23 protein-coding genes are annotated in these 23,013 nt (G+C 74.4%); 18 read left to right on the top strand and 5 right to left on the bottom strand.

Annotation, left to right across the window (positions count from 1 at the left end; genetic code table 11):
- Positions 1-77: 77 nt before the first annotated feature.
- From ACFWDO_RS07655 to ACFWDO_RS07595, 13 genes are all read left to right on the top strand, one after another.
- A complete protein-coding gene (locus ACFWDO_RS07655; protein WP_380315534.1) occupies positions 78-1,226 on the top strand; it encodes an ABC transporter substrate-binding protein in 1,149 nt (382 codons plus the stop codon).
- Positions 1,223-2,089 (top strand): ABC transporter ATP-binding protein, encoded by an 867-nt coding sequence (locus ACFWDO_RS07650; protein WP_380315531.1) that lies wholly within the window; start codon positions 1,223-1,225, stop codon positions 2,087-2,089. The genes ACFWDO_RS07655 and ACFWDO_RS07650 overlap by 4 nt, the downstream gene beginning before the upstream one ends.
- Entirely contained in the window at positions 2,086-2,976 is an 891-nt protein-coding gene (locus tag ACFWDO_RS07645) for an ABC transporter permease (RefSeq protein ID WP_380315529.1), read from the top strand. The genes ACFWDO_RS07650 and ACFWDO_RS07645 overlap by 4 nt, the downstream gene beginning before the upstream one ends.
- Before the next feature lie 51 nt (positions 2,977-3,027).
- Positions 3,028-4,401: an LLM class flavin-dependent oxidoreductase gene (locus ACFWDO_RS07640; protein ID WP_380315526.1), complete on the top strand. Its 1,374-nt coding sequence runs from the start codon at positions 3,028-3,030 to the stop codon at positions 4,399-4,401.
- Positions 4,402-4,429: 28 nt separating this feature from the next.
- Positions 4,430-4,969 (top strand): NADPH-dependent FMN reductase, encoded by a 540-nt coding sequence (locus tag ACFWDO_RS07635; protein ID WP_380315523.1) that lies wholly within the window; start codon positions 4,430-4,432, stop codon positions 4,967-4,969.
- Positions 4,966-5,490: a flavin reductase family protein gene (locus ACFWDO_RS07630; protein WP_380315520.1), complete on the top strand. Its 525-nt coding sequence runs from the start codon at positions 4,966-4,968 to the stop codon at positions 5,488-5,490. Before ACFWDO_RS07635 ends, ACFWDO_RS07630 begins: the two co-directional genes overlap by 4 nt.
- 50 nt (positions 5,491-5,540) lie before the next feature.
- Positions 5,541-8,318, top strand: coding sequence for a cation-translocating P-type ATPase (locus ACFWDO_RS07625; protein ID WP_380315517.1), 2,778 nt, complete (start codon positions 5,541-5,543; stop codon positions 8,316-8,318).
- A gap of 4 nt (positions 8,319-8,322) precedes the next feature.
- On the top strand, positions 8,323-8,562 hold the full coding sequence (locus ACFWDO_RS07620) for a hypothetical protein (RefSeq protein WP_380315514.1): 240 nt from the start codon (positions 8,323-8,325) through the stop codon (positions 8,560-8,562).
- Complete coding sequence (locus tag ACFWDO_RS07615) at positions 8,559-8,957, top strand: type II toxin-antitoxin system VapC family toxin (RefSeq protein ID WP_380315511.1); 399 nt, start codon at positions 8,559-8,561, stop codon at positions 8,955-8,957. Before ACFWDO_RS07620 ends, ACFWDO_RS07615 begins: the two co-directional genes overlap by 4 nt.
- Positions 8,958-9,056: 99 nt before the next feature.
- Positions 9,057-9,518 (top strand): DUF2255 family protein, encoded by a 462-nt coding sequence (locus ACFWDO_RS07610; protein ID WP_380315508.1) that lies wholly within the window; start codon positions 9,057-9,059, stop codon positions 9,516-9,518.
- On the top strand, positions 9,515-10,054 hold the full coding sequence (locus ACFWDO_RS07605) for a hypothetical protein (protein ID WP_380315505.1): 540 nt from the start codon (positions 9,515-9,517) through the stop codon (positions 10,052-10,054). The genes ACFWDO_RS07610 and ACFWDO_RS07605 overlap by 4 nt, the downstream gene beginning before the upstream one ends.
- Before the next feature lie 76 nt (positions 10,055-10,130).
- A complete protein-coding gene (locus tag ACFWDO_RS07600) occupies positions 10,131-11,585 on the top strand; it encodes a basic amino acid/polyamine antiporter (protein WP_380315502.1) in 1,455 nt (484 codons plus the stop codon).
- A 35-nt stretch (positions 11,586-11,620) separates the two neighbouring features.
- The gene (locus ACFWDO_RS07595) at positions 11,621-12,877 is read left to right on the top strand and encodes an arginine deiminase (protein ID WP_380315499.1); all 1,257 of its coding nucleotides are present in this window, start codon (positions 11,621-11,623) and stop codon (positions 12,875-12,877) included.
- A gap of 38 nt (positions 12,878-12,915) precedes the next feature.
- Here the strand turns inward: ACFWDO_RS07595 and ACFWDO_RS07590 are convergent, their stop codons facing one another.
- The gene (locus ACFWDO_RS07590) at positions 12,916-13,431 is read right to left on the bottom strand and encodes an HsmA family protein (RefSeq protein ID WP_380315496.1); all 516 of its coding nucleotides are present in this window, start codon (positions 13,429-13,431) and stop codon (positions 12,916-12,918) included.
- Positions 13,432-13,517: 86 nt separating this feature from the next.
- Here ACFWDO_RS07590 and ACFWDO_RS07585 point away from each other — a divergent pair, with 86 nt between their 5' ends.
- Positions 13,518-15,248 (top strand): DHA2 family efflux MFS transporter permease subunit, encoded by a 1,731-nt coding sequence (locus ACFWDO_RS07585; RefSeq protein WP_380315493.1) that lies wholly within the window; start codon positions 13,518-13,520, stop codon positions 15,246-15,248.
- Here the strand turns inward: ACFWDO_RS07585 and ACFWDO_RS07580 are convergent.
- From ACFWDO_RS07580 to ACFWDO_RS07570, 3 genes are read right to left on the bottom strand one after another with little or no spacing between them, the layout of a single operon-like run.
- Entirely contained in the window at positions 15,178-15,597 is a 420-nt protein-coding gene (locus ACFWDO_RS07580) for a DUF2871 domain-containing protein (RefSeq protein ID WP_380315490.1), read from the bottom strand. The two genes, ACFWDO_RS07585 and ACFWDO_RS07580, sit on opposite strands and share 71 nt — an antisense overlap.
- A 30-nt stretch (positions 15,598-15,627) precedes the next feature.
- Positions 15,628-16,323 carry an ABC transporter ATP-binding protein gene (locus ACFWDO_RS07575; protein ID WP_380315487.1) on the bottom strand — a complete coding sequence of 232 codons (696 nt, stop codon included), beginning with the start codon at positions 16,321-16,323 and terminating at the stop codon, positions 15,628-15,630.
- 52 nt (positions 16,324-16,375) lie between these two features.
- Positions 16,376-17,473 (bottom strand): ABC transporter permease, encoded by a 1,098-nt coding sequence (locus ACFWDO_RS07570; protein ID WP_380315484.1) that lies wholly within the window; start codon positions 17,471-17,473, stop codon positions 16,376-16,378.
- Positions 17,474-17,636: 163 nt separating this feature from the next.
- Here ACFWDO_RS07570 and ACFWDO_RS07565 point away from each other — a divergent pair, with 163 nt between their 5' ends.
- Both ACFWDO_RS07565 and ACFWDO_RS07560 read left to right on the top strand, forming a co-directional pair.
- On the top strand, positions 17,637-18,851 hold the full coding sequence (locus tag ACFWDO_RS07565; protein WP_380315481.1) for a sensor histidine kinase: 1,215 nt from the start codon (positions 17,637-17,639) through the stop codon (positions 18,849-18,851).
- A complete protein-coding gene (locus ACFWDO_RS07560; RefSeq protein WP_380315478.1) occupies positions 18,848-19,483 on the top strand; it encodes a LuxR C-terminal-related transcriptional regulator in 636 nt (211 codons plus the stop codon). Before ACFWDO_RS07565 ends, ACFWDO_RS07560 begins: the two co-directional genes overlap by 4 nt.
- A 26-nt stretch (positions 19,484-19,509) precedes the next feature.
- Here the strand turns inward: ACFWDO_RS07560 and ACFWDO_RS07555 are convergent, their stop codons facing one another.
- The gene (locus ACFWDO_RS07555; RefSeq protein WP_380315475.1) at positions 19,510-21,084 is read right to left on the bottom strand and encodes a DUF222 domain-containing protein; all 1,575 of its coding nucleotides are present in this window, start codon (positions 21,082-21,084) and stop codon (positions 19,510-19,512) included.
- A gap of 171 nt (positions 21,085-21,255) precedes the next feature.
- On the opposite strand from ACFWDO_RS07555, the gene ACFWDO_RS07550 reads away from it, so the two are divergent.
- Complete coding sequence (locus tag ACFWDO_RS07550) at positions 21,256-22,296, top strand: S66 peptidase family protein (protein WP_380315472.1); 1,041 nt, start codon at positions 21,256-21,258, stop codon at positions 22,294-22,296.
- 60 nt (positions 22,297-22,356) lie between these two features.
- The gene (locus ACFWDO_RS07545; protein WP_380315469.1) at positions 22,357-23,013 is read left to right on the top strand and encodes a hypothetical protein; all 657 of its coding nucleotides are present in this window, start codon (positions 22,357-22,359) and stop codon (positions 23,011-23,013) included.

Raw genomic sequence — 23,013 nt, 5'->3', positions numbered from 1 at the left:
GCTCACCCCGCGACCCGCGGGCGAGCCGTGTCGCCCGGGCGCCCGCACCCGCCCGAGCCGACACACCGAGGAGCATCGTGAGCACCACAGACCTGCGCGGCACCGACCCGCGCCCGACCGGCCCGACCGACCCGACCGACCCGACCGACCCTGAGTCCCGCACCCGCCGCACCCGTCGCGGGGTCGCCGCGCTCTCCGCGGCCCTCCTGGGCCTGACCCTGTCCGCCTGCGCCGGCGCCACCGCCGCGCAGGAGTCCGCCTCCGGCAAGACCGTCTTCCGCTACCAGGGCGGCACCGGCACCGTCTCCTACCCCGAGCTGGCGGAGGACCTCGGCTACTTCGAGGACGTCGAGCTCGAGTGGATCGGCGACGTCACCGGCGGACCCGCGTCCATCCAGGCCGCCGTCACCGGCGAGACGGAGTTCGGCAGCGCGTTCAACGGCGCGATCGCCAAGCTGCAGTCCACCGGGGCCCCCGTCACGTCCGTCATCTCCTCCTACGGGGAGGACGACGAGACGTTCGCGGGCTACTACACGCTCGAGGGCAGCGGCATCACGTCGGCCCGCGACCTCATCGGCAAGAAGGTGGGGCTCAACACCCTCGGCGCGCAGTACGAGACGGTCCTCAAGGAGTGGCTGGCCCGCGAGGGCCTCACCCCGGAGGAGGTCGCGCAGGTCGAGCTGGTCGTCGTGCCGCCGGTCAACCTCGAGCAGACCCTGCGCGAGGGGCAGATCGACGTCGCCGCGCTCTCCGGCGTCATCAAGGACAAGGCGCTCGACCGCGGCGGCATCGACACCCTCGTCGACGACACCGAGCTCTACGGCGGGTTCGCCTATGGCACCTACATCCTGCGCGACGACGTCATCGCCAAGAACCGCGACGCCGTCCAGGACTTCGTGCAGGGCACGGCGCGCGCGATCCGCTGGGCCCAGACCACGCCCGTCGACGAGGTGCGCGACCGGTTCCGGTCGATCATCGAGAAGCGGCACCACACGGGCGAGACCACCGACCTGGTCCCGTACTGGAAGTCGGCGGGGATCTCCGTCCCCGGCGGCGTGATCCAGGAGAAGGAGATCTCCGTCTGGGTCGACTGGCTCGAGCAGGACGGCCAGGTCGACGACGGCGCGCTCACGGTGGACGACCTCTACACCAACGAGTTCAACCCCTACGCCAACGGCGAGTTCGCGCCGGACGCCGGGCCCGACGGCGAGGAGGCGGCGTCATGACCGCGCTCACCGAACGTCCCGCGCTCGTGGGCGACGGCGGCACGGCCGACGACGCGACGCCGCGGCTGCGCTTCGACGGGGTCCGCAAGGAGTTCGCCGTCCGCGGCTCGGGCGGCACGCTCGTGGCGCTGGAGGACCTCACCCTCGACGTCGCGGCGGGAGAGCTGGTGACCCTCGTGGGGCCGTCCGGCTGCGGCAAGTCGACGCTGCTCGACCTCGTGACCGGGCTGTCCGCGCCGACGTCGGGCCGCATCCTGCTGGACGGGCGGCCCGTCACGGGCCCGGGCCTGGACCGCGGGATCGTCTTCCAGCAGTACGCGCTGCTGCCGTGGCGCACCGCGCAGGCGAACGTGGAGCTGGGGCTGGAGGCGCGGCGGCTGCCGAAGGCGGAGCGGCGCCGGATCGCACGGGAGCACCTGGAGCTCGTGGGCCTGTCCGGCTTCGCCGACCGCTACCCGCACGAGCTGTCCGGGGGCATGAAGCAGCGGGTGGCGATCGCCCGCAGCCTCGCGTTCGACCCCGAGGTGCTCCTCATGGACGAGCCGTTCGCGGCCCTCGACGCGCAGACCCGCGAGACGCTGCAGGACGAGCTCCTGCGCATCTGGCGGGCCACGGGCAAGACGATCGTCTTCATCACCCACGGGATCGAGGAGGCCGTCTACCTGGGGCAGCGCGTCGTGGTCCTCACGCCCCGCCCGGGGCGGGTGCGCGCGGTGCTCGACGTCGACCTGCCCGGCCGCGGCGAGCCCGGGAGGGACCTGCGCGCCGACCCGGCGTTCGTCGCCCTGCGGCACCAGGTGTGGGACGCGCTGCACCACGACCCCGAGCCCGCGGACCGTCGGGACGAGGGGGCCGCGCGATGACCGCCACCGACGTCACGCGCCCCGCCCGCGCCGTGGCCGACGAGCCCGCGTTCGCCGACCCGCCGACGCTCGGCCGCCGGAACGCCGTCGCGGAGGCGTCGAAGCAGCGGGCCAGGGCCGCGGCCCGCACGGGCCGGGCGGCAGCCGTCGTCCTGCGCTCCTCCGTCGCCCTCCTGGTGTTCCTCGCGATCTGGGAGGTCGCGCCGCGGGCCGGCCTCGCCGACCCGGTGTTCCTGCCGCCGTTCAGCACCGTGGCGGCGACGTTCGTCGGGCTGGTCGCGGACGGCACGATCGGCACGCAGGTGGGCACCAGCCTCGCGCGGGCCGGCGCCGGGTTCGCGATCGCGGTGCTCGTGGCCATCCCGCTGGGGCTCGTCGTGGGCTGGTACGCCCGCGCCGCGCAGTACCTCAGCCCGTTCTTCGAGCTGTTCCGCAACACCGCCGCCCTGGCGCTGCTCCCGGTGTTCATCCTGGTCCTGGGGATCGGGGAGACGTCGAAGGTCGCCATCGTGGTCTACGCCTGCTTCTTCCCGCTGCTGCTCAGCACCATCACCGGGGTGCGCACCGTCGACCCGCTGCTGGTCCGCTCGGCCCGGTCGCTCGGCCTCGGCAGCCCCGCGCTGTTCGTCAAGGTGGTGCTGCCGTCCGCGGTGCCGACCGTGTTCACGGGCGTCCGGATGGCGGCCACGTCGTCGGTCCTCGTGCTCATCGCGGCAGAGATGGTGGGGGCTAAGGCCGGGCTCGGCTACTTCATCACCTACACCCAGTTCAACTTCCAGATCCCCGAGATGTACGCCGGGATCGTGACGATCGCGCTCGTCGGGGTGGCCGTGAACGCCGGCCTCGTGCTGCTCGAGCGCCGTCTCATGCGCTGGCGCGCCGCCTGACGCGCCCCGCCCCACTTCTTCTCCTCCCGCACTCCCTCGAAAGGCGGAGCCATGCCCGCACGCACCCTCACCCTGAACCTCTTCCTGCACCACGTGGGCCACCACGAGGCCGCCTGGCGGCACCCGTCCACGCAGCCCGACCAGCTGTTCTCCCCGGACTACTACGTGCGCCTGGCGCAGCAGGCCGAGGCGGCCAAGCTCGACGCCGTGTTCTTCGCGGACGGCCCGGTGCTGCACGGCGGGGTCGAGCACAACGCCGTCGGCACCCTCGAGCCGATCCTGGCGCTCGCGACCATCGCCGCCCACACCGAGCGGATCGGCCTGATCGCGACGGCGTCCACCACGTACTACGAGCCGTACAACCTGGCGCGCCTGTTCGGCACGCTCGACCACGTGAGCGGCGGCCGCGCGGGCTGGAACATCGTCACGACGGCGTCGGAGCAGGCGTCGGCGAACTTCGGCCTCGACGCCCACCCGGACCCGGCGGTGCGGTACGCCCGCGCCGAGGAGTTCCTCCAGGCGATCACGCGGCTCTGGGACTCCTGGGAGCCCGACGCCGTCCTCGTCGACCGCGAGGCCGGCCGGTACGCCGACCCGACGCGCATCCACCCCGCCGCGTACGAGGGGGAGCACCTGCGCGTCGCCGGGCCGCTGAACCTGGCCCGCTCGCCCCAGGGGCGGCCCGTGCTGGTGCAGGCGGGCGCGTCCAACGCCGGCCGCGACTTCGCGGCCCGCTGGGCCGAGGCGATCTTCACCGCGCACCAGCGGCTCGAGGACGCGCAGGCGTTCTACGCCGACGTGAAGGACGGGGCGGCCCGGCACGGCCGCGACCCCGGCCAGGTGAAGATCCTGCCCGGGATCAGCCCGTTCATCGGCTCCACGGAGGCGGAGGCCCGCAACCTGGAGCGCGAGTTCAACGAGCTCACCGTGCCCGAGTACGGCCTGCGGCAGCTGGGCGGCCAGGCGGGCGTCGACCTGTCCGACCTGGAGCTCGACGAGCCCGTACCGCTCGAGATCTTCGCCGACGCCGGGGACGTCACGGACAACTCGCGCTCGCGGTTCCAGGTGGTCGCCGGGATCGTGCAGCGCGAGAACCCCACCCTGCGCCAGCTGCTGCACCGGCTCGCCGGCGCCCGCGGGCACCGCGTCGTGGCCGGCACGCCGGAGCAGGTCGCCGACACCATCACCGAGTGGTTCACGCAGGGCGCCGCCGACGGGTTCAACGTCATGCCGCCGTCGCTGCCGTCGGGGCTGGAGGCGTTCACCGAGCACGTCGTGCCGATCCTGCAGCGGCGCGGCCTGTTCCGCACCGAGTACTCCGGCAGCACGCTGCGCGACCACCTGGGCCTCGACGTCCCGGCCAACCGGTACACGGCCGCGCGCGCCACCGCCACCGCCCTCGTCCCCGAGCTCGCGAGCGCGTGAGCGCCGCCCCTCTCGAAGGGAGAACGTCATGACCGAGCACCCCAGCGACCGGAACGACGTCGTCGTCCTCGTCGGCAACCCGCGGCCCGGGTCGCGCACCCGGACCGCCGCCGAGCGCGTCGGACGGGCCGTCGCCGCCCACCAGGGCCTCGACGACCCGACCACCGTCGAGCTCGCCGACCTCGCGCCCGACCTGCTCGTCGCCGACCGGCCCCGCGTCGACGAGGCGCTGCGGCTCGTCGCCGCGGCGCGGTACGTCGTCGTCGCGACGCCCGTGTACAAGGCGTCGTACACCGGCCTGCTCAAGGCCTTCCTCGACCGGTACGGGCCGCGCGGGCTCGACGGCGTGGCGGCCGTGCCGCTCGTCGTGTCGGCGAGCCCCGACCACGCGGCCGCGGGTGACGACCACCTGCGTCCCCTGCTCGTCGAGCTCGGCGCGACGGTGCCGCCGTCGTCCCTCGCGCTCCTGGAGTCGGAGCTGCCCGACGTCGGCGACCGCGCCGACGCGTGGGTGGCGGCCTGGCTCGGGGAGCGGTCCCGCGAGCTCGTCGCGGAGGTCGCCCGGTGACCGCTGTGGCGCGCGGCGCCCGCACCGACGGGTCCGCGATCAGCGCCGACGAGTTCCGGTCCGTCTTCCGCGGCCACCCGGCGGGCGTCGCCGTCGTCGCGCTGCGGGACGGGGACCGGCCCGTGGGCTTCACGGCCACGTCGGTCATCTCCGTGTCCGCGGAGCCGCCGCTGCTGGCATTCTCGCTCGCGACGTCGTCCTCCTCGTGGCCGGCGGTGTCGCGGGCGGCGACGGTGGCGGTGAGCTTCCTCGCGCACGACCAGGCCGACCTGTCCGCCCGGTTCGCGACCAGCGGCATCGACCGGTTCGCCGACGGCGGCTGGCACGCCCTCGACACCGGCGAGCCGGTGGTCGACGGGGCCGCCGCGTGGGTGCGCGCCCTGGTGGTGCAGCGCACGGCCGTCGGGTCCAGCCAGCTCGTGACGCTGCAGGCCGTGCAGCGCCACGTGCACGAGGACGCCAGCCCCCTGGTGTTCCACGACCGCGGCTACCACCGGCTGGGGGACGGCAGCCGGGTGTGACGCTGCACCTCCGCCGCGCGGGGGCGGGGCGACGCGGGTGGAATGGGCCCATGGACCAGGCCCAGGACGTCATCAAGGACGTCACCACCGAGCCGACGCCGTGGGCCTCGCCCCCGCAGGAGGTGCTCGCCGCGCTGCGGGCCGACGCCGGCGGCCTGAGCGCCGCCGACGCCGCGGCCCGCCTCGCGCAGGTGGGGCCCAACCGCCTGCCCCCGCCGCAGAAGGACCCGCTGTGGAAGCGGGTCCTCGTGCACTTCGACGACGTGCTCATCTACATCCTGCTGGTCGCCGCGGTGCTCAAGGCGATCCTCGGGGACTGGGTGGACTTCACCGTCATCCTGCTGGTCGCGGTGGTCAATGCGGCGATCGGCTTCGTCCAGGAGGGCCGCGCGGAGAGCGCGCTCGACGGCATCCGCCGGATGCTGTCGGTGCACGCCCAGGCGCGGCGCGACGGCGCGTGGGCCACGGTCGACGCCGACGACGTCGTGCCCGGTGACGTGGTGCGCGTGCGGTCGGGCGACAAGGTGCCCGCCGACGTGCGGCTGCTGGAGGCGGTGAACCTGCGCGTCGAGGAGTCGGCGCTCACGGGGGAGTCCGTCGCGGCGAGCAAGCGGGTCGACGCCGTCGACCCGGACGCCGGGGTCGGGGACCGCACCAGCATGCTGTTCTCCGGCACCCTCGTGGCCGCCGGGCAGGGCGTCGGCGTGGTCACGGCCACCGGCGAGCGCACGGAGATCGGGCGCATCCAGACGATGATCTCCGAGGTCGCGAGCCTGGAGACGCCGCTGACCAAGCAGCTCGACCGGTTCGGCAAGCTGCTCGCCGGGCTCATCCTCGCGATGGCCGTGGTGATGGTGGTCATCGGGCGGGTGGTGCACGACTTCTCGGTGCCGGAGCTGGTGTCCGCCTCGATCGGCTTCGCCGTGGCCGCGGTGCCGGAGGGCCTGCCCGCGCTGGTGACGATCACCCTGGCACTGGGCGTGCAGCAGATGGCGCGCCGTCGTGCGATCACCCGCAAGCTGCCCGCCGTCGAGACGCTCGGCTCCGTTACGACGATCTGCTCCGACAAGACGGGCACGCTCACCAAGAACGAGATGACGGCTCGCCTGGTGCGCACCGCGGGCCGGTCGTACGACGTCGCGGGCGCGGGGTACGCGCCGCTGGGCGAGATCACGCTCGGCTCCGTCGACGGCCCGGACGACGAGCCCCGGCACGCCGACCTCGCGTCGGACCAGGACCTCGACGGCGTGGTCGCGGCGATGATGCTGTGCAACGACGCGCGCGTCGTCCCCGGCGAGGGCGACGGCGAGGGCGGCGAGGGCTGGCGGCTCGTCGGCGAGCCCACGGAGGGCGCGCTGCGCAGCCTGGGCATGAAGGCGGGCTTCGACACCTCGGGCTGGCGGCGGCTGGCCGTCGTGCCGTTCGAGTCGGAGACCAAGTACATGGCCACGCTCGACCGGGCGCCGGACGGCGCGCTGCTGGTGCACGTCAAGGGCGCGCCGGACCGGGTGCTCGACCGCTGCGCCACGCAGACGGCGCCGGACGGGTCGGCCCAGCCGCTCGACCGCGCGTTCTGGGAGGCGCAGATCGACGCGATCGGGGGTCGCGGGCTGCGCGTCCTCGCCGCCGCGCGGGCCCGGCGGGCCGCGGGCACTAGCACGCTGGCGGCGTCCGACGTCAAGGCGGGGCTCGAGCTGTGCGGGCTGGTCGGCATCGTCGACCCTCCGCGCCCGGAGGCGATCGACGCCATCGCCCAGTGCCGCGCCGCGGGCGTGCGCGTCACGATGATCACCGGCGACCACGCCGGAACGGCCGTCGCGATCGGCCGCGAGATGGGCATCGTCGACCAGCCCGCCGGCGACGGCGAGGCGGCCCCCGTGCTCACCGGCGCCGAGCTGGAGGCGATGAGCACCGACCAGCTGCGCACCATCGTGCGCGACGTGTCCGTGTACGCGCGCACCAGCCCGGAGCACAAGATCCGCATCGTGTCGGCGCTCCAGAGCCGCGGCGAGGTGGTCGCGATGACGGGCGACGGCGTCAACGACGCCCCCGCGCTCACGCAGGCGGACGTCGGCGTCGCGATGGGCATCAAGGGCACCGAGGCCACCAAGGAGGCCGCGGAGGTGGTGCTCGCCGACGACAACTTTGCCACCATCGAGCGCGCGGTGGAGGAGGGGCGGCGGATCTACGACAACATCCGCAAGTCCGTGCTCTTCCTGCTGCCCACCAACGGCGCGCAGTCGCTGGTGATCCTCGTGGCCGTGCTGTTCGGCCTCACGCTGCCGCTCGCGCCGGTGCAGGTGCTGTGGATCAACATGATCACCGCGGTGACGCTGTCGCTCGGCCTCGCGTACGAGCGCGCGGAGCCCGACGTCATGGCCCGGCCGCCGCGCGACCCGAAGGCGTCGATCCTCGACGCCGTGTTCGTGCGCCGCATCCTGGTCGTCTCGCTGCTCATCGGCGGGGCCACGCTGTTCGTGTTCTACGCCGAGCGCGCGCAGGGCGCGCCGCTCGCGGAGGCCCAGACGGCGGCGGTGACGATGCTGGCCCTCGGCCAGCTCGCCTACCTCTTCAACTGCCGCTTCCTGGACCGCTCGAGCCTCACCGTCGACGTGCTGCGCGGCAACCGGGTGGTGTGGATCTCCGCCGCCGCGCTGGTCGCCCTGCAGTGCGTGTTCGTCTACGCGCCGTTCATGCACTCGTGGTTCGACTCGGCGCCGATCAGCGGGGTCCAGTGGGCGAAGACGATCGGCCTCGCCCTCGTCGTCTTCCTCCTGGTCGAGGGGGTCAAGGCAGTGGGCCGTGCACGCGCTGCGCATGTAAAATGAGTGCATGGCCTACCTCCAGATCCGGGACGTCCCCGACGACGTGCGCGACGTGCTGGCGGAGCGCGCCCGAGAGCGGGGGCAGTCGCTGAACATGTACCTGCGCGACGTCGTCCTGCGCGAGGCGGCGTTCGACCGCAACCGCGCCCTCATCGACGACCTCACCTCGCGCCGACAGGGGTCGACCTTCACCGCCGACGACGTCGTCGCCGCGCGGGACGCGGCCCGTGGCCGCCGCGACGCGTGATCGTCCCCGACGCCTCGGCCACCGTGCTGCTCTTCGGTGACCCGGCGGCAGACCCGCGGGTCGCGGAGGCGACGCGGGTGCTGCGTGCCGACCCGGAATGGGTGGTTCCCGGTCACTGGCACATCGAGGTGCTCGGCACCCTGCGCGGCCTGCGCCGCGGCGGCAAGATCACGCCCGAGGTCGCCGGCTCGGCCGTCGAGTGGTTGCGCGCCGTCACCGTCGTCGTGGCGCCGTCGGGCCCGTACCTGCCGCGGGTCTGGCAGCTGCGCGACAATCTCTCGACGTACGACGCGGCGTACGTCGCCGTGGCCGAGTCACACGACCTGACCCTGGTGACGGCCGACGCGCGCCTCGCGCGGGCCGCCGTCGCACGGTGCCCGGTCCGCGTCGTCTGACCTGCTCGTCGCTCCGCGAGCGGGAATAGACGTGGCCCAGATCACGGTTACGCCGTGCGGCGCGCTGCTCGGGCCCGCCGGTCCGAGAGGAGCCCCGCCGTGAACACGTCCGCAACCCCCCTGCCGGACCTCGTCCCCCTCGCCGCCGCGCGCTCCGTCAAGCTCGTCGTGGACGGCGCGGCCGCCCTGCCCACCTGGGTGGTGCAGGTGGGCGGCGACCTCTTCGTCCGGTCCGCCCCCGGCGCCCGCTGGCCCGCCGGCCTCGCCGCCGGCCGCGGCCGGGTGCGCGTGGACGGGGCTGCGTCCGGCACCGTCGAGCGCGCCGTCGTCCTCGCCGAGGTGGAGCCCGAGCTGCACGGCCTGCTCGACGACGCCTACCGCGCCAAGTACGGCGCCTGCGCCCCCGAGCGCGTCGCAGAGGTCGTGTCCGACGCCGCCGCCGCGACCACGTTCCGGATCCGCGCCCGCCGCGCGTCATGGGGCGAGCGGGTCTACGCCGTCGCGTCCGCCGCGCGCGCCCGCCGCCGGGTCGTCGAAGGGGCGCGTACCGTCACCTCATGAGCGGTGCGTCCGAGGCCCGGGAGCGTCGGCGGCGACGCCGCGACCAGCTCACCCCGGACCAGCGCGCCGACCGGCTCAAGGAGCGCGTCTACGTCACCTTCGCGGCGCTCGCGGTGGTGCTCGCCCTGCGCGGTCACGTCGAGGGGCTGGCGGCCGGCCGCGCCGCGGGCACGCTGGTCATCACCGTCGGCGGCACGCTGCTCGCCGTCTTCCTCGCCGACTTCGTGTCGCACGTCGTGGTGCACGGCGCCCTGCCCACCTCGGCCGAGCGGCGGCACATGCTCGGGGTGGTGTCGAGCGCCGGAGGCGTCGTCGTGCTGCCGCTCGTCTTCCTGTGGCTCGCCGGCCGCGGGGTGTGGACGGTGGCGGGCGCGCTCACCGCGTCGACCGTCGCCCTGATCGTCAGCCTCGGGCTCGTCGGGTACGTCGCCGTGCGCGTCGTCGCCCTGCCGTGGTGGCAGAAGTGGCTGCTGCTGCTCACCGAGGTCGCGCTGGGCCTGGCGGTCGTCGGGCTCGAGGTGCTGGCGCACGGCTGAGGGGCCGCTCGGCGCGCGGACCTGCCGCGACGGTGCGACGATCGGTCGCGGCACCGCTCGGAGGAGGGCACGAAGGATGGCGCACGAGGGCACGACGGCGACCACGGGAAGCTCCGCCACCACGAAGGTCTCGCTGCTCACCCTCACCGCGATGGTCGTCGGGTCGATGGTCGGGGCCGGCGTGTTCTCGCTGCCGCGCCGCTTCGCGCAGGAGACGGGCGTCATGGGCGCCCTCATCGCGTGGGTCGTCGCGGGCGCGGGCATGCTGATGCTCGCGTTCGTCTTCCAGCGCCTCGCGATGCGCAAGCCCGACCTCGACGCCGGCGTGTACGCGTACGCGAAGGCCGGCTTCGGCGAGTACACCGGCTTCTTCGCCGCCGCGGGCTACTGGGCCAGCGCGTGCGTCGGCAACGTCACCTACTGGGTGCTCATCATGTCGACGCTGGGCCAGTGGATCCCGGCCCTGGGCGCCGGGGACACGGTGCTCGCGCTCGTCCTGTCCGCCGTCGGGCTGTGGCTGTTCTTCCTGCTGGTGCGGCGCGGCATCAAGGAGGCGACGGCGATCAACCGCATCGTCACCGTCGCCAAGGTCATCCCCATCATCGTCTTCGTCCTGCTGGCCCTGTTCGTCTTCGACCCCAGCGCGTTCGCGGAGAACTGGGGCGGCGCCGACTACGCCGGCTCCCTGTTCGACCAGGTGCGCGGCACCATGTTGGTGACGGTGTTCGTGTTCCTCGGCGTCGAGGGCGCGAGCGTCTACTCCCGGCACGCGAAGCGCCGCGAGGACGTCGGCCGCGCCACGATCCTCGGCTTCCTCAGCGTCTTCGCCATCTTCGCGTCGGTGACGATCGTGTCGTACGGCATCATGCCGATGGCCGAGATCGCCGAGCTGCGCCAGCCGTCGATGGCGGGCGTGCTCGAGGCGGCCGTCGGGGAGTGGGGCAGCGTCTTCGTGGGCGTCGGCCTCATCATCTCCGTGCTCGGCGCGTACCTGGCGTGGACGCTCATGGCGGCCGAGGTGCTGTTCGTCGCCGCCAAGGACCGCGACATGCCGCGCTTCCTCGCCCGGCAGACCGATCGCGACGTCCCGGTCAACGCGCTGCTGCTCAGCACCTCGCTGTCCACGGTCGTGCTGGTCCTCACCTACTTCTCCGAGGACGCGTTCGACTTCGCCCTCGACATGACCGCCGTCATGACGCTCATCCCGTTCCTGCTCGCCGCGCTCTACGCGGTGAAGCTGCGGGCGACCCGCGAGACCTACGACGGCGCGCCGCCGTCCACCCTGCGCGGCGACCTGGTGGTCACCGTCCTCGCGACCGTCTACACGGCCTTCCTGGTCTTCGCCGCCGGCCTCAGCCTCGTGCTGGTCTCGTTCCTCTTCTACGCCCCCGCGACGATCCTGTTCGTCATGACCCGTCGTGAGCAGGGCCGCCGGGTCTTCAGCCCCGCCGAGCTGGTGCTGTTCGTCGTGGTGGTCGCGGTCGCCGTGCTCGCCGTGATCGGGCTCGTCGCGGGCTGGATCTCGATCTAACGCACCGTCCGTCGTCCGACCGAAAGGTTCTGCCCATGACCTCCGCACCGTCCGCCCCCGCCCACGGCGTCCACTCGGAGGTCGGCAGGCTGCGCAAGGTGCTGGTCTGCTCGCCGGGGCTCGCGCACGAGCGCCTGACCCCCACGAACTCCGACGACCTGCTGTTCGACGACGTCATGTGGGTGGAGTCCGCGCAGCGCGACCACCTCGACTTCGTCAACAAGCTGACCAACCGGGGCGTCGAGGTCGTGGAGCTGCACGACCTGCTGGCGCAGACGATGGCGATCCCGCAGGCGCGGGACTGGCTGCTGGACCGCAAGGTGGTGCCGAACCAGGTGGGCCTGGGGCTCGTCGAGGGCACGCGCGCGTACCTGGACTCGCTCAGCGACCGCGAGCTGTCGCGGTTCCTCATCGGCGGGCTGTCCACCCACGACCTGCCCCCGGACTTCCGCAGCGACTACGTGAACCTCGCCCGCGAGTCCACGGGGACGCCGGAGTACCTGCTGCCGCCGCTGCCCAACACGCTGTACACGCGCGACACCACCTGCTGGATCTACGGCGGGCTCACGCTCAACCCGCTGTACTGGCCGGCGCGCAAGGACGAGACGCTGCTGATGAAGGCGATCTACTCCTTCCACCCGGAGTACTCCGGCTCGAAGGTCTGGTGGGGCGACCCGGAGCAGGACTGGGCGCAGGCCACCATCGAGGGCGGCGACGTCATGCCGGTCGGGAACGGCACCGTGCTGATCGGCATGAGCGAGCGCACGTCGCGGCAGGGCATCACGCAGTTCGCCAAGGCGCTGTTCGACGGCGGCGACGTGCAGCAGGTCGTCGTGGCCGGGATGCCGCGGCTGCGCGCGGCGATGCACCTGGACACCGTGTTCACGTTCGCCGACCGCGACCTCGTCACCGTGCACCCGACGATCGTCGACGGCATCCACGCCTTCACCCTGCGGCCGTCGGACAAGGCGCCGGGCGTCGAGGTCACCGACGAGGGCGACACCCCGTTCGTCGACGTCGTCGCCCGCTCGCTGGGGCTGCCGAGGCTGCGCGTCGTCGAGACGGCGGGCGATGCGTACGCCTCCGAGCGGCAGCAGTGGGACTCCGGCAACAACGCCGTCGCCCTGGAGCCGGGCGTCGTCTTCACCTACGACCGCAACACGCTGACCAACGCGGCGCTGCGCCGCGCGGGCGTCGAGGTGATCACCATCGTCGGGGCCGAGCTCGGCCGCGGCCGCGGCGGCGGGCACTGCATGACCTGCCCGATCTCCCGGGACCCGCTGGACTGGTGACGGACGGCCCGCCGGCGGACCGTCGGCGGGCCACGGCGTCAGCCCGCGGTCATCGCGCCGATCGCGCCGGTGACGTACGGGACCAGCCAGATCGCCCACACGACGATGCTGAACCGGTGGAAGCTGGCCTTCTCCGCCTCGCGGTCGCGGACCAGCACGACGACGGCCCACACGAGGTGGACGGCCATGAGCGCGATCGCCAGCCCGCCCGTCCAGATCATGACCGTGTCGAAGGCGCTGGCGGGGCCGTCGGAGGTGTCGGCGATGGGGCTCATGAGGGCGGTCCCGGTGGCGTCGCACACGAGGCCGACGCCGAACGCGACCGCGTGCCACGGCTTCAGCGTGCCCTGCAGGCGTTCCGCCCAGACGCCGACGGTGTAGAGAAGACCAGGGCCAGCGTGATGACGACGATCGCGAGCGCGAGCATCGGCACTCCTCTCCTCGACGACGGGTGGACGGGGTGACCGGCGTGCGTCCCTCGTGGTCAGCGTCGCAGCCGACGGGGGCGAGCGCGCGGCGGCCGGCCCGGAATCATCCGAAAGGTGGAGCCCCACGGGGAGCACCCCGGGCCGTGACCTGACAGTGTGTCGTGACGTGCGCGGTGCAGCGCGGCGCACATCGCAGCCGAGGGGGGCAGGGCATGGACGCGACCGACGACCGACCCGACGACCGACCCGACGAGAGGGTGCACGACAACCGCTGGCGGTCCCTGGTGGTGCTGTCCGTCGCGCTGTCGATGGTGGTCATCGACGGCACGATCGTGGCGGTCGCGATCCCCGACATCGTGGCCGACCTGGGCCTCGGGCTCAGCGACGCCCAGTGGGTCAGCGCGTCCTACGCCGTGGTGCTCGCCGGGCTGCTGCTGTCCGCGGGCCGGCTCGGCGACCGGCTCGGGCGGCGCCGGCTGCTCGTCGTGGGGGTGGCCCTGTTCCTGGTCGGCTCGCTGCTCTCCGCGGCCGCCTCGGACGGCGGCGCCCTCATCGGCGGCCGCCTGGTGCAGGGCCTGGGCGCGGCGGCGATCCTGCCCACGACGCTGTCGACGGTCAACGCGACGTTCCGGGGCAAGGACCGCGCCGCGGCGTTCGGCGTCTGGGGCGCGGTGATCTCCGGCGCGGCGGCGATCGGCCCGCTGGCCGGCGGGTGGCTCACGACGTCGTTCACCTGGCCGTGGATCTTCCTCGTCAACATCCCCGTCGGCGTCGCCGTCGTGGTGGGCGCGTACCTGTGGGTCCCCGAGACGCGGACGACGGTGAACGTGCCGGGACTCGACGTCGACGGGCTGCTGCTCTCGGGGCTGGGGTTCGGCGCGCTGGTGTTCGGGCTCATCGAGGGCCAGACGCTCGGGTGGTGGGCGCCGAAGGCGGACCTGGAGGTGCTCGGGCTGACGTGGTCGACGTCCGCGCCGGTGTCCCCGGTGCCTGTCCTCCTCGCCGTCGGGGTGGTGCTGCTGGTCCTGTTCGTCGTGTGGGAGCGGCACCGGGCCCGCGTGGGCCGCTCCGCGCTGCTCGACCTCGACCTGTTCCGCATCCCGACGTTCCGGTGGGGCAACGTCACGGCGACCGCCGTCGCCGTGGGCGAGTTCGGCATCATCTTCGTGCTGCCGCTCTTCCTGGTGAACGTGCTGGCCCTGTCCACGATGGGCGCCGGGCTCGTGCTCGCCGCGATGGCGCTCGGCGCGTTCGCGTCCGGCGCGTCGGCCCGCCACCTCGCCGCGCGGGTGGGCGCGCCGCTCGTCGTCGTCATCGGCCTGGTGCTCGAGGTCGTGGGCGTCGGCGCGGTCGCGCTCGTCGTGACGCCCACCGTCTCGCCGTGGCTGCTCGCCGTGGTGCTGGTCGTCTACGGCGTCGGGCTGGGGCTCGCCTCCGCGCAGCTCACCAGCACGACGCTCGCGCAGGTCCCGCCCGCACAGTCCGGCCAGGGGTCGGCGACGCAGTCGACCGTGCGCCAGGTGGGGTCGGCGCTCGGCACCGCCCTGGTCGGGACGGCCCTGGCCGTGCTCCTCGCGACCACCGTGCCGGCGTCGCTCGACGGCCAGGGCCTGCCCGACGACCAGGTTGCGCAGCTCGCCGACGCCACGAGCGGGTCCGCGGGCAACGCGATCACCGGCCTGCGGGCCCAGGGGACGCAGGGGCCGCTCGGCGAGCAGGGGCCCGACGTCGTGGACGCGCTGTCGGCCGGGTTCGCCGACGCGACCCGGGGCTCGCTGCTCGTCGCCGGCGTGTTCCTGCTGCTCGGCCTCGCCGCGGCGGGCGCCGTCGTGCGGGCGTCCCGCCGCGCCGAGCCTGTCAGCAGCGAGCCCGTCAGCGCCGCTCGACCGCCCGGCGCACCGGGCGACGCAGCGACACGAGCAGGGAGACGAGACCGACCGTGAGGAGGATGTGCCCCACCCCGGCGATCCCCGGGATGGCGGCGCTCACGTCCGTCTGGCCCTGGACCTGCAGCATGCCGTGCCAGACCATGACGCCCACCGCGATCAGCAGCCCGGCGTTGTAGGTGGCGAAGAACCAGGAGAACGACCGGGTCCCCGAGATCTTCAGGACGGCGTCGAGAGCCAGCACGATCAGCATCACCATGAAGCCCAGGGCCAGCAGATGGGTGTGGGCCACGGCCAGCTGGGTGCTGCCGGTGAAGTCCTGCGCCACCGTGTACTCCCGGTAGAACAGGCCGGCGGCCAGGCCGAGCACGGCGTAGACGATGGCGGCGACGTAGAGCTTCTGCACGGGATTCCTCCGGGTTGTGGTGCGGGTCGGTCAGAGCGTGGCGAGGGGGGTGCTCGCCTCGAGGCGGGCGTCGAGCATCCGCTCGGTGGCGTCGACGCTGGCCAGCGTCGACGCGTCGTGCGACACCAGCAGCGTGGCGGCACCGGTCTCCCGGGCCAGGCCGGTGATCAGCTCGACCACCCGGGTGCCGCGCTCGTGGTCGAGGGCCGACGTCGGCTCGTCGACCAGCAGCACCTCCGGCCGCCCGACGAGGGCGCGCGCGATGGCGACGCGCTGCCGCTGCCCGCCGGACAGCTGCGCGGGCCGCTTGGCCGCGTGGTCGGCCACACCGACGGCGTCCAGCAGCTCCATGGCGCGGGCGCGCACGCTCGCCGGCCGGCGCCCGCGCAGGTGGGCGTGCAGCTCCAGCTGCTCCAAGGCGGTGAGCGAGCCCAGCAGCTGCGGCGACTGGAACACCATGCCGATGCGGTCCAGGCGGGCACGGGTCGCGTCGGCGACCGTCGTGGTGGGGGAGAAGACGACGTCGTCGCCGAACCGCACCGTGCCGCGGGTCGGGTTCGTCAGCCCGGCGGCCACCGCCAGCAGGCTCGACTTGCCCGCCCCGGACGGGCCGAGCAGCGCCGTCGTCGTGCCGGCGGGCACGGCGAGGTCGACGTCGTCCACGGCCGTGAGGGTGCCGTCGCCGTCGGGGTAGACGAGGGTGATGTGGTCGAGGTGCAGGTCCATCGGGATCCTCCAGGGGTGGCGTAGGTCGGCGGCAGGCGTGGTCGGGGGCGGGTCAGCGCGCCGCGAGCGCGGCGTGCGGGTCGATGCGGGTGATGCGGGCGACCGAGACCGCCGCGCCCACCAGGCCCAGCAGCACCAGGCCGACGGCGGGCACGAGCGTCGTGGCGGTCGTGACGACCACGGGGACGACGTCGGGCAGCAGGGACGCGCCCGCGACCGTCAGCGCGGTGCCGACCGCGACGCCGCCGACCAGCAGCACCGCCGCCTGGCCGAGAGCGTCGCGCAGCAGGTAGCGGGTGGAGGCGCCGAGCGCCTTGAGCACCGCGATGTCGCCGGAGCGGCCGATCGTCCACACCGTGAAGAACGCGCCCACCACCAGCGCGGAGATGGCCAGCAGGAACGCCTGCATCGTCGACAGCGACGTGTTCTCCCCGGCGAACGACGCCACCGCCGAGCGGGCGTCCGACGTCGTCACCGTCGTCGTGCCGAGGGCGGCGTCGGTGTCGGTGAGGGCGGCGTCGGTCAGGCCGTCGTCCGCCGTGGTGAGCGCGACCACCGTCGCGACGTCGTCGCCGCCGGCCGCGCCGCGGGCGCCGACCGCCTGCCAGTCGTCGAGCGTGGTCCACACCACCGGGGTGTGGGAGAACGACTCGTCGGCGTCGACCGTGGCCGCGACCGTGAGCTCGGCGCCGCCGAGCGTGACCGTGTCGCCGGTGCTCGCGCCGAGGGCATCCGCCGCGCCCGGGGTGAGCACGACCGTGCCCGGGTCGACGTGGCCACCGCCCGGCACCAGGGTGGAGCCGTCGGCCACGCCCAGCGCCGTGACGGAGGCCGTCGTGCTGTCCGAGGCGGCGCGTGTCGTCGCCAGGCCCAACGGCTCTGCCGACTCGACGCCCGGCGCGTCGGCCCAGCCCTCCCACTGGTCGGGCGTCACGCGCGACGCCGTGAACTCCGGGTCGTCGCCGGCGGCCGGCATGGAGAAGGCGAGGTGGTCGGCGGGCAGGTCCGTCACCGCCGACGTCGACTCCCGGGCCAGGCCCGCCGTGAGCGACGCGAGGAACGTGACGAGGAAGGTGATCAGCACGATCACCACGGACATGAGGACGAAGCGGCCGCGGGCATGCTTCAGATCGCGCAGGGCGACGAACACGAGATGACCTCCACAGGACGGGTGTTCCGGACTGCTTCCAGCCTCCGCGTCGGGGCGCCTGCGATCATCGGGACCCGGGGTGATCCTGCGGCGCCGAAGGACGGTCCGCCCGCTCCACCTTTCGGACGATGCGCCCGCGCCCCGTCCGGCTACCGTGGACGGGGTGATCCGCCACCCCCAGCCGTCGGCGACGCGCGCCCTCATCCTGGGGCTCGACGTCCTGCTCGCGGCGCTCGCCGTCGTCGCGGTGCTGCAGGCCCCGCCGGGGCGGACGTGGCCCTCGGTGGTCGTCGCGGCCGTGCTCGTCGCCGTGTACGTCGTCGGACGCCGGGCGGTGCGCGTGCACGACCGGGCCGTCGACACCCCGCGCGGCGCCTGGTGGCCCGACACCGCGTGGATCGCCGCCCTCCTGCTCCCGTGGGTGGTGCTGCTCTGGCTCTCGCCCGCCGCCCTGTGGCTCGCGTTCCCGCTGATGATCCTGCAGATGCACGTGCTCGGGCCGCACCGCGGCGTCGTCGCGGTGGCCGTGACGACGGCGCTCGCCGTCGCCGAGGGGCTGCTCGTGCAGGCCGACGCCGACGACCCCTGGACCGGCTTCGTGCTGGGCCCGGTGCTCGGCGGCGCCGTGGCCGTCGGCGTCGTGCTGGGGATCGAGGCCTTCGTGCGCGAGTCCCAGACGCGGCAGCGGACCGTCGACGAGCTGACCCAGGTGCGCCAGCACCTCGCCCAGGCCGAGCGGGACCGGGCCGTCACCGACGAGCGGGCGCGCCTGGCGCGCGACATCCACGACACCCTCGCCCAGTCGCTGTCCGCCATCGAGCTCCTGCTGCGGGCCGCCGACGACGCCGTCGGCACCGACGACGACAGGGCGCACGACCTCGTCGACCAGGCGCGCGGGGCCGCCCGCGACAGCCTCGCCGAGGCGCGCCGCGTCGTGCAGGACCTCACGCCGCCCGACCTCGACCGCACCACCCTCGTCGCGGCCCTGCGTCGCGTCGCCGAGCGGCAGCCGCTGGACGTGTCCGTGCACACCGTCGGCGACGTGCGGCCGCTGCCCGTGCCTGTCGAGACGGCGCTGCTGCGCGTCGCCCAGTCGGCGCTCGCGAACGTGGTGCAGCACTCGGGCGCCGGCCGCGCCCGCCTCACGCTCACGTACGAGCGGGACACCGTCACCCTCGACGTCGTGGACGACGGTCGTGGGTTCGACCCGGAGGTCGCCGCGACCGCCGCGGGAGCGTCCGGGCGTGGTTTCGGCCTGCCCTCCGTCCGGTCGCGCGCGCACGAGCTGGGTGGCACCGTCACGCTCGAGACCTCGCCGGGCGCGGGAACCGCCCTGGCGGTCACGCTGCCCGTGGACAGGACGGAGGACGCCCCGTGATCGACGTCGTGCTCGCCGACGACCACCCCGTCGTGCGCGCCGGGCTGCGCGCCGTCGTCGACGGCCAGCCGGACATGCGGGTCGTGCACGAGACCGGCACCGCCGAGGACCTCCTGGCCTGGCTCGACGACGGCGGCCGCGCGGACGTCGTGCTGCTGGACCTGAGGTTCGGCGACGCGGGCCCGGGGCGGAGCCGGCTCGGCGGTGCGGAGGCGACCGGCACCGTCGTGCACCGGCACGGTACCCCCGTGCTCGTCGTGACCACCTACGGCACCGACGCCGACATCCTCGCCGCCGTCGAGGCCGGCGCCACCGGCTACCTGCTCAAGGACGCGCCCACCGAGGAGCTCGCCCGCGCCATCCGGTCCGCCGCCGCCGGCGAGGTCACCCTCGGGGCCGACGTGCAGCGTCGCCTGCTCGGCCGTATGCGGTCGCCGGGCGAGACCCTCAGCGCCCGCGAGCTCGAGGTGCTGCGCCTCGTCGCCGCCGGCCGGTCGAACGACGCCATCGCGCGCGAGCTGTTCGTCTCCGTCGCCACCGTGAAGTCCCACCTGGCGCACATCAACACCAAGCTGGGCACGCAGTCCCGCACCGAGGCCGCCGCCGTCGCCCGCGAGCGCGGGATGCTCTGACGGCACGACCCGAGCGCGGTGACGGCTCAGAACGGTGGGTCGCCCAGCTCCGGCGCCCAGTCCGCCGAGCCTGGTAGGTCCGCTGAGCCTGGTAGGTCCGCTGAGCCCAGTGGGTCCGGCGGCTCCGGTGGGACCAGCTCCCGACCGGTGAGGTCGACGGGGTCGGCGACGGGGTCGCGGGCGACTCGTCCGGTCGGTGAGGTCCACACGAGGGTGCCGTCCGGTTCCTGCCGCGTCCGCCAGCGGGTCTCGTGCTTCAGCACGTGATGTCGGCGGCACAGATGAGCCAGGTTGTCCGCGGTCGTGCGCCCTCCGTCGGCCCACGCGACGGTGTGGTCGACGTCGCAGCGGGCGGCGGCGCGGGTGCAGCCCGGGAAGCGGCAGGTGCCGTCGCGGGCCTCCAGGTAGACGCGCAGCGCCGCCGGGACGGTGTACGTGCCGGGGTCGGCGGACAGCAGCTCGCCCGACGCCGGGTCGACCAGCAGCCGGCGCAGCGACGGCGCCCGGGCGGTGAGGAACGCCGCGACCTCCGGGTCGATCGCGCCGTGACCCGTGAGCTCGGCGGCGTCCTCGGAGCGGCCGAGCAGCGCCATCACCGGCACGGTGATCTGCACGCGGGGGACGATCCGACGTGCATGGTCGGCGAGGTCCGGGACGGGGCACGCCGTTGCCTCGCCCGCGGGCGCGCCCGCCGACTCGCCTGCACGGCCTGCACGGCCTGCGCCGGGCTGCGCACCTGCGGAGGTGCCGGTGACGGCAGGGGTCGCAGACCCGGGTCGCGCCGCGGCCGAGGGGGCGGCGTCCGCCAGTAGCAGGGCGGCGTATGCGTCGGCGCGGAGCTGGGCCACCGTGCGCGGGTCGCCGGCCTCGCGGGCGGTGCGAGCGGCCGTCGTCAGCCGGTCGTGGGCCGCGTGGGCGGTCGTGGCGGGGAGGTAGGCGCTGAGCCAGGCCATGCCGTCGGCGGCGGGGTCGACGAACACGCCGCGCTTCGCCGCCGCCCTCGCGTGCCGCAGCGTGAACGGCTCGGGGTGTGCGCGGTCGCGGGCGCGGCGCAGGTGGGCGCGGAACTGGGCCGGTGTGGCCGTCGCGGCCCGCGGCAGCGCCTCGGCCTGCACGGCCGCGCGGGCCTGGGCGTCGGGGAGGTCGGCGAGGACGTCGGCCATCGCCGTCGCGTGGCGGGCCCCGATCCGGCCGCGGCGGAGCTCGGTTAGCGTCGCGGATCCCGACGAGGTGAGCGTCTGCGCCGTCTCGACGAGGTGGTCCGCCTCCCGCTCGCTCAGTCGCAGCGTGGTCGCGACGTCCGCGACGAACGCCCGCCGGGCGAGCTGGTGCCGACGCGCCGTGCCCGCCCGCAGCACCCGCAGCTCCTCGCCCGCCAGGAGGTCGGGCTCGCACCGCACGGCTGCGCGCCGGGCGCGCTCCACGGCGAGCAGCTTCTCGCCCTCCAGCGCGTCGATCCGCGACTGGAGGCGGGCCACGTCGTCGAGGGCGGCCGAGACGTCGTGCACCGTCGTCGGTCCGGGCGGGGAGAGCGCGTCGTCCCAGGGCGTGGTGACGACCGGAAGGTCGTCGACCGCGCCGTCGAGCACCGCAGCGGACATGCGCGCCTCACCCCCTCGTCGTCGGTCGGCGGTTCGAGAAGGGCTCGAACACGTGTTCGAGCCTAGCGAAGGTTCACGCCTCGCACCAGGCCCGATGCCCCGCCTGTGGACAACCGTCGCGGCCGCCGAATGCCGTTGCCGCGGAGCCGTCGGGTCGGGCAAGGTCCGGTCATGACGATCCGCTACCCCCGCCCCCTGCGCCCCGGCGACACGATCGGCGTGACCGCGCCGTCGTCGGGCGTGCCCGCCCCGCTGCTGCCGCGGCTGGACCACGCCGTCGACGTCGTGCGCGCGAAGGGTTACGACGTGCAGGTGGGAGCCACGCCGTCGGGCGACGGGGTCGTCAGCGCACCGGCGGACCTGCGCGCGGCGGAGCTCACCGCGATGCTCACCGACCCGGCGGTGCGTGCCGTCGTGCCGCCGTGGGGCGGGGAGCTGGCGACGGACCTGCTGGGCCGCCTCGACTGGGACGCGCTGGGCGCGGACCCGACGTGGCTGGTCGGGTACTCGGACATCTCGACGCTGCAGCTGCCGCTCACCCTGCGCACCGGGGTCGCCACGCTGCACGGCCAGAACCTCATGGACACGCCCTACGACGTGCCGGAGGGCATCGTCGGCTGGTGGGACGTCGCCGCCTCGGCGCAGGACGGCGGGCAGCTGGTGCAGCGCTCGCCGCGGCGGTACCGCTCGTCGGGCTGGGACGACTGGGAGCAGGACCCGCAGGTCCACACCTGGACCCTCGACGCGGAGGGCGCGTGGCTGCGGCTCGACGGCGAGGACCCGGGCGCGCCCGTGGACGTCCAGGGGCGGCTGATCGGTGGCTGCCTGGAGACCGTCTCCCTGCTCGCGGGCACGCCGTACGGCGACGTGGCCCGGTTCGCGACGGAGCACGCGCCCGAGGGCCTGGTCGTGTACCTCGACATCCTCGAGTGGGAGGCGCTCGAGGTCGGCCGGGCCCTGTGGGCGATGCGGCACGCGGGCTGGTTCGACGCGGCGAACGCGGTGCTGATCAGCCGTACGCACGCGCCGGACTCGGAGGGGTTCACCCTGCACGACGCCGCCCGCGACGCCCTGGGTGACCTGGGGATCCCGATCCTCGCGGACGTCGAGTGCGGGCACGTGCCGCCGTACCTCGCGCTGGTGAACGGTGCGCTCGCGCGCGTGCAGCACGGGCCCGAGGGGTCGGTGATCACCCAGCGCCTGGTGCCCTGACCGCGGGGCCCTGACCATGGGGCCCTGACCATGGGGAACGGGCTGCGCTACCGTGGCGCCGTGACCCTCGCGCTGCTCGGCGACCACGGAGACCACACCAGCCACCGGGAGCTCGCCGCCCTCGTCCCGCGCCTCGCGGACGAGCTCGGCGTGGAGGCCGTGTGGGTGCCCACCGACACACCGTTCGACGTGCGCGCGTACGACGGGATCTGGCTCGTGCCCGGCTCGCCGTACGCCGACGAGGCGGCCGTGCTGCGCGCGATCACGGCCGCCCGGGAGGGCGGGATCCCGTTCCTCGGCACGTGCGCCGGGATGCAGTACGCGGTCGTCGAGCTCACGCGCAGCCTGCTGGGGAGGGCCGCGACGCACGCGGAGTCCGACGGCGAGGCCGACGACAACGTCGTGGCGGCGCTCGCATGCTCGCTGTACGGCGAGGAGCGCGTCGTGACGCCGGTGCCGGGCACGCGGTTCGCGTCGTGGGTGGGCGAGCCGTTCGCCGGGATGCACTTCTGTGGCTATGCCCCGACGGCGGAGGCCGTCGCGGCGCTGGAGGCGGTGGGCGTCGTCGTGGGAGCCGTCGCGGACGACGCCGGCGCGGAGGTGCTCGAGCTCGCCGACCACCCCTTCTTCGTGGCCAGCCTCTTCCAGCCGCACATCGGGGCGTCGGCCGGGCGCCCGATCCACCCGCTGGTGCGGGCGTTCGCCGCCGCGCTCTGA

This window comes from Isoptericola sp. NPDC060185, assembly GCF_042728595.1.
GTDB lineage: Bacteria > Actinomycetota > Actinomycetes > Actinomycetales > Cellulomonadaceae > Isoptericola.
Note: the sequence above shows the minus strand (reverse complement) of the source record. Positions and strands in the feature narration are given on the sequence as shown.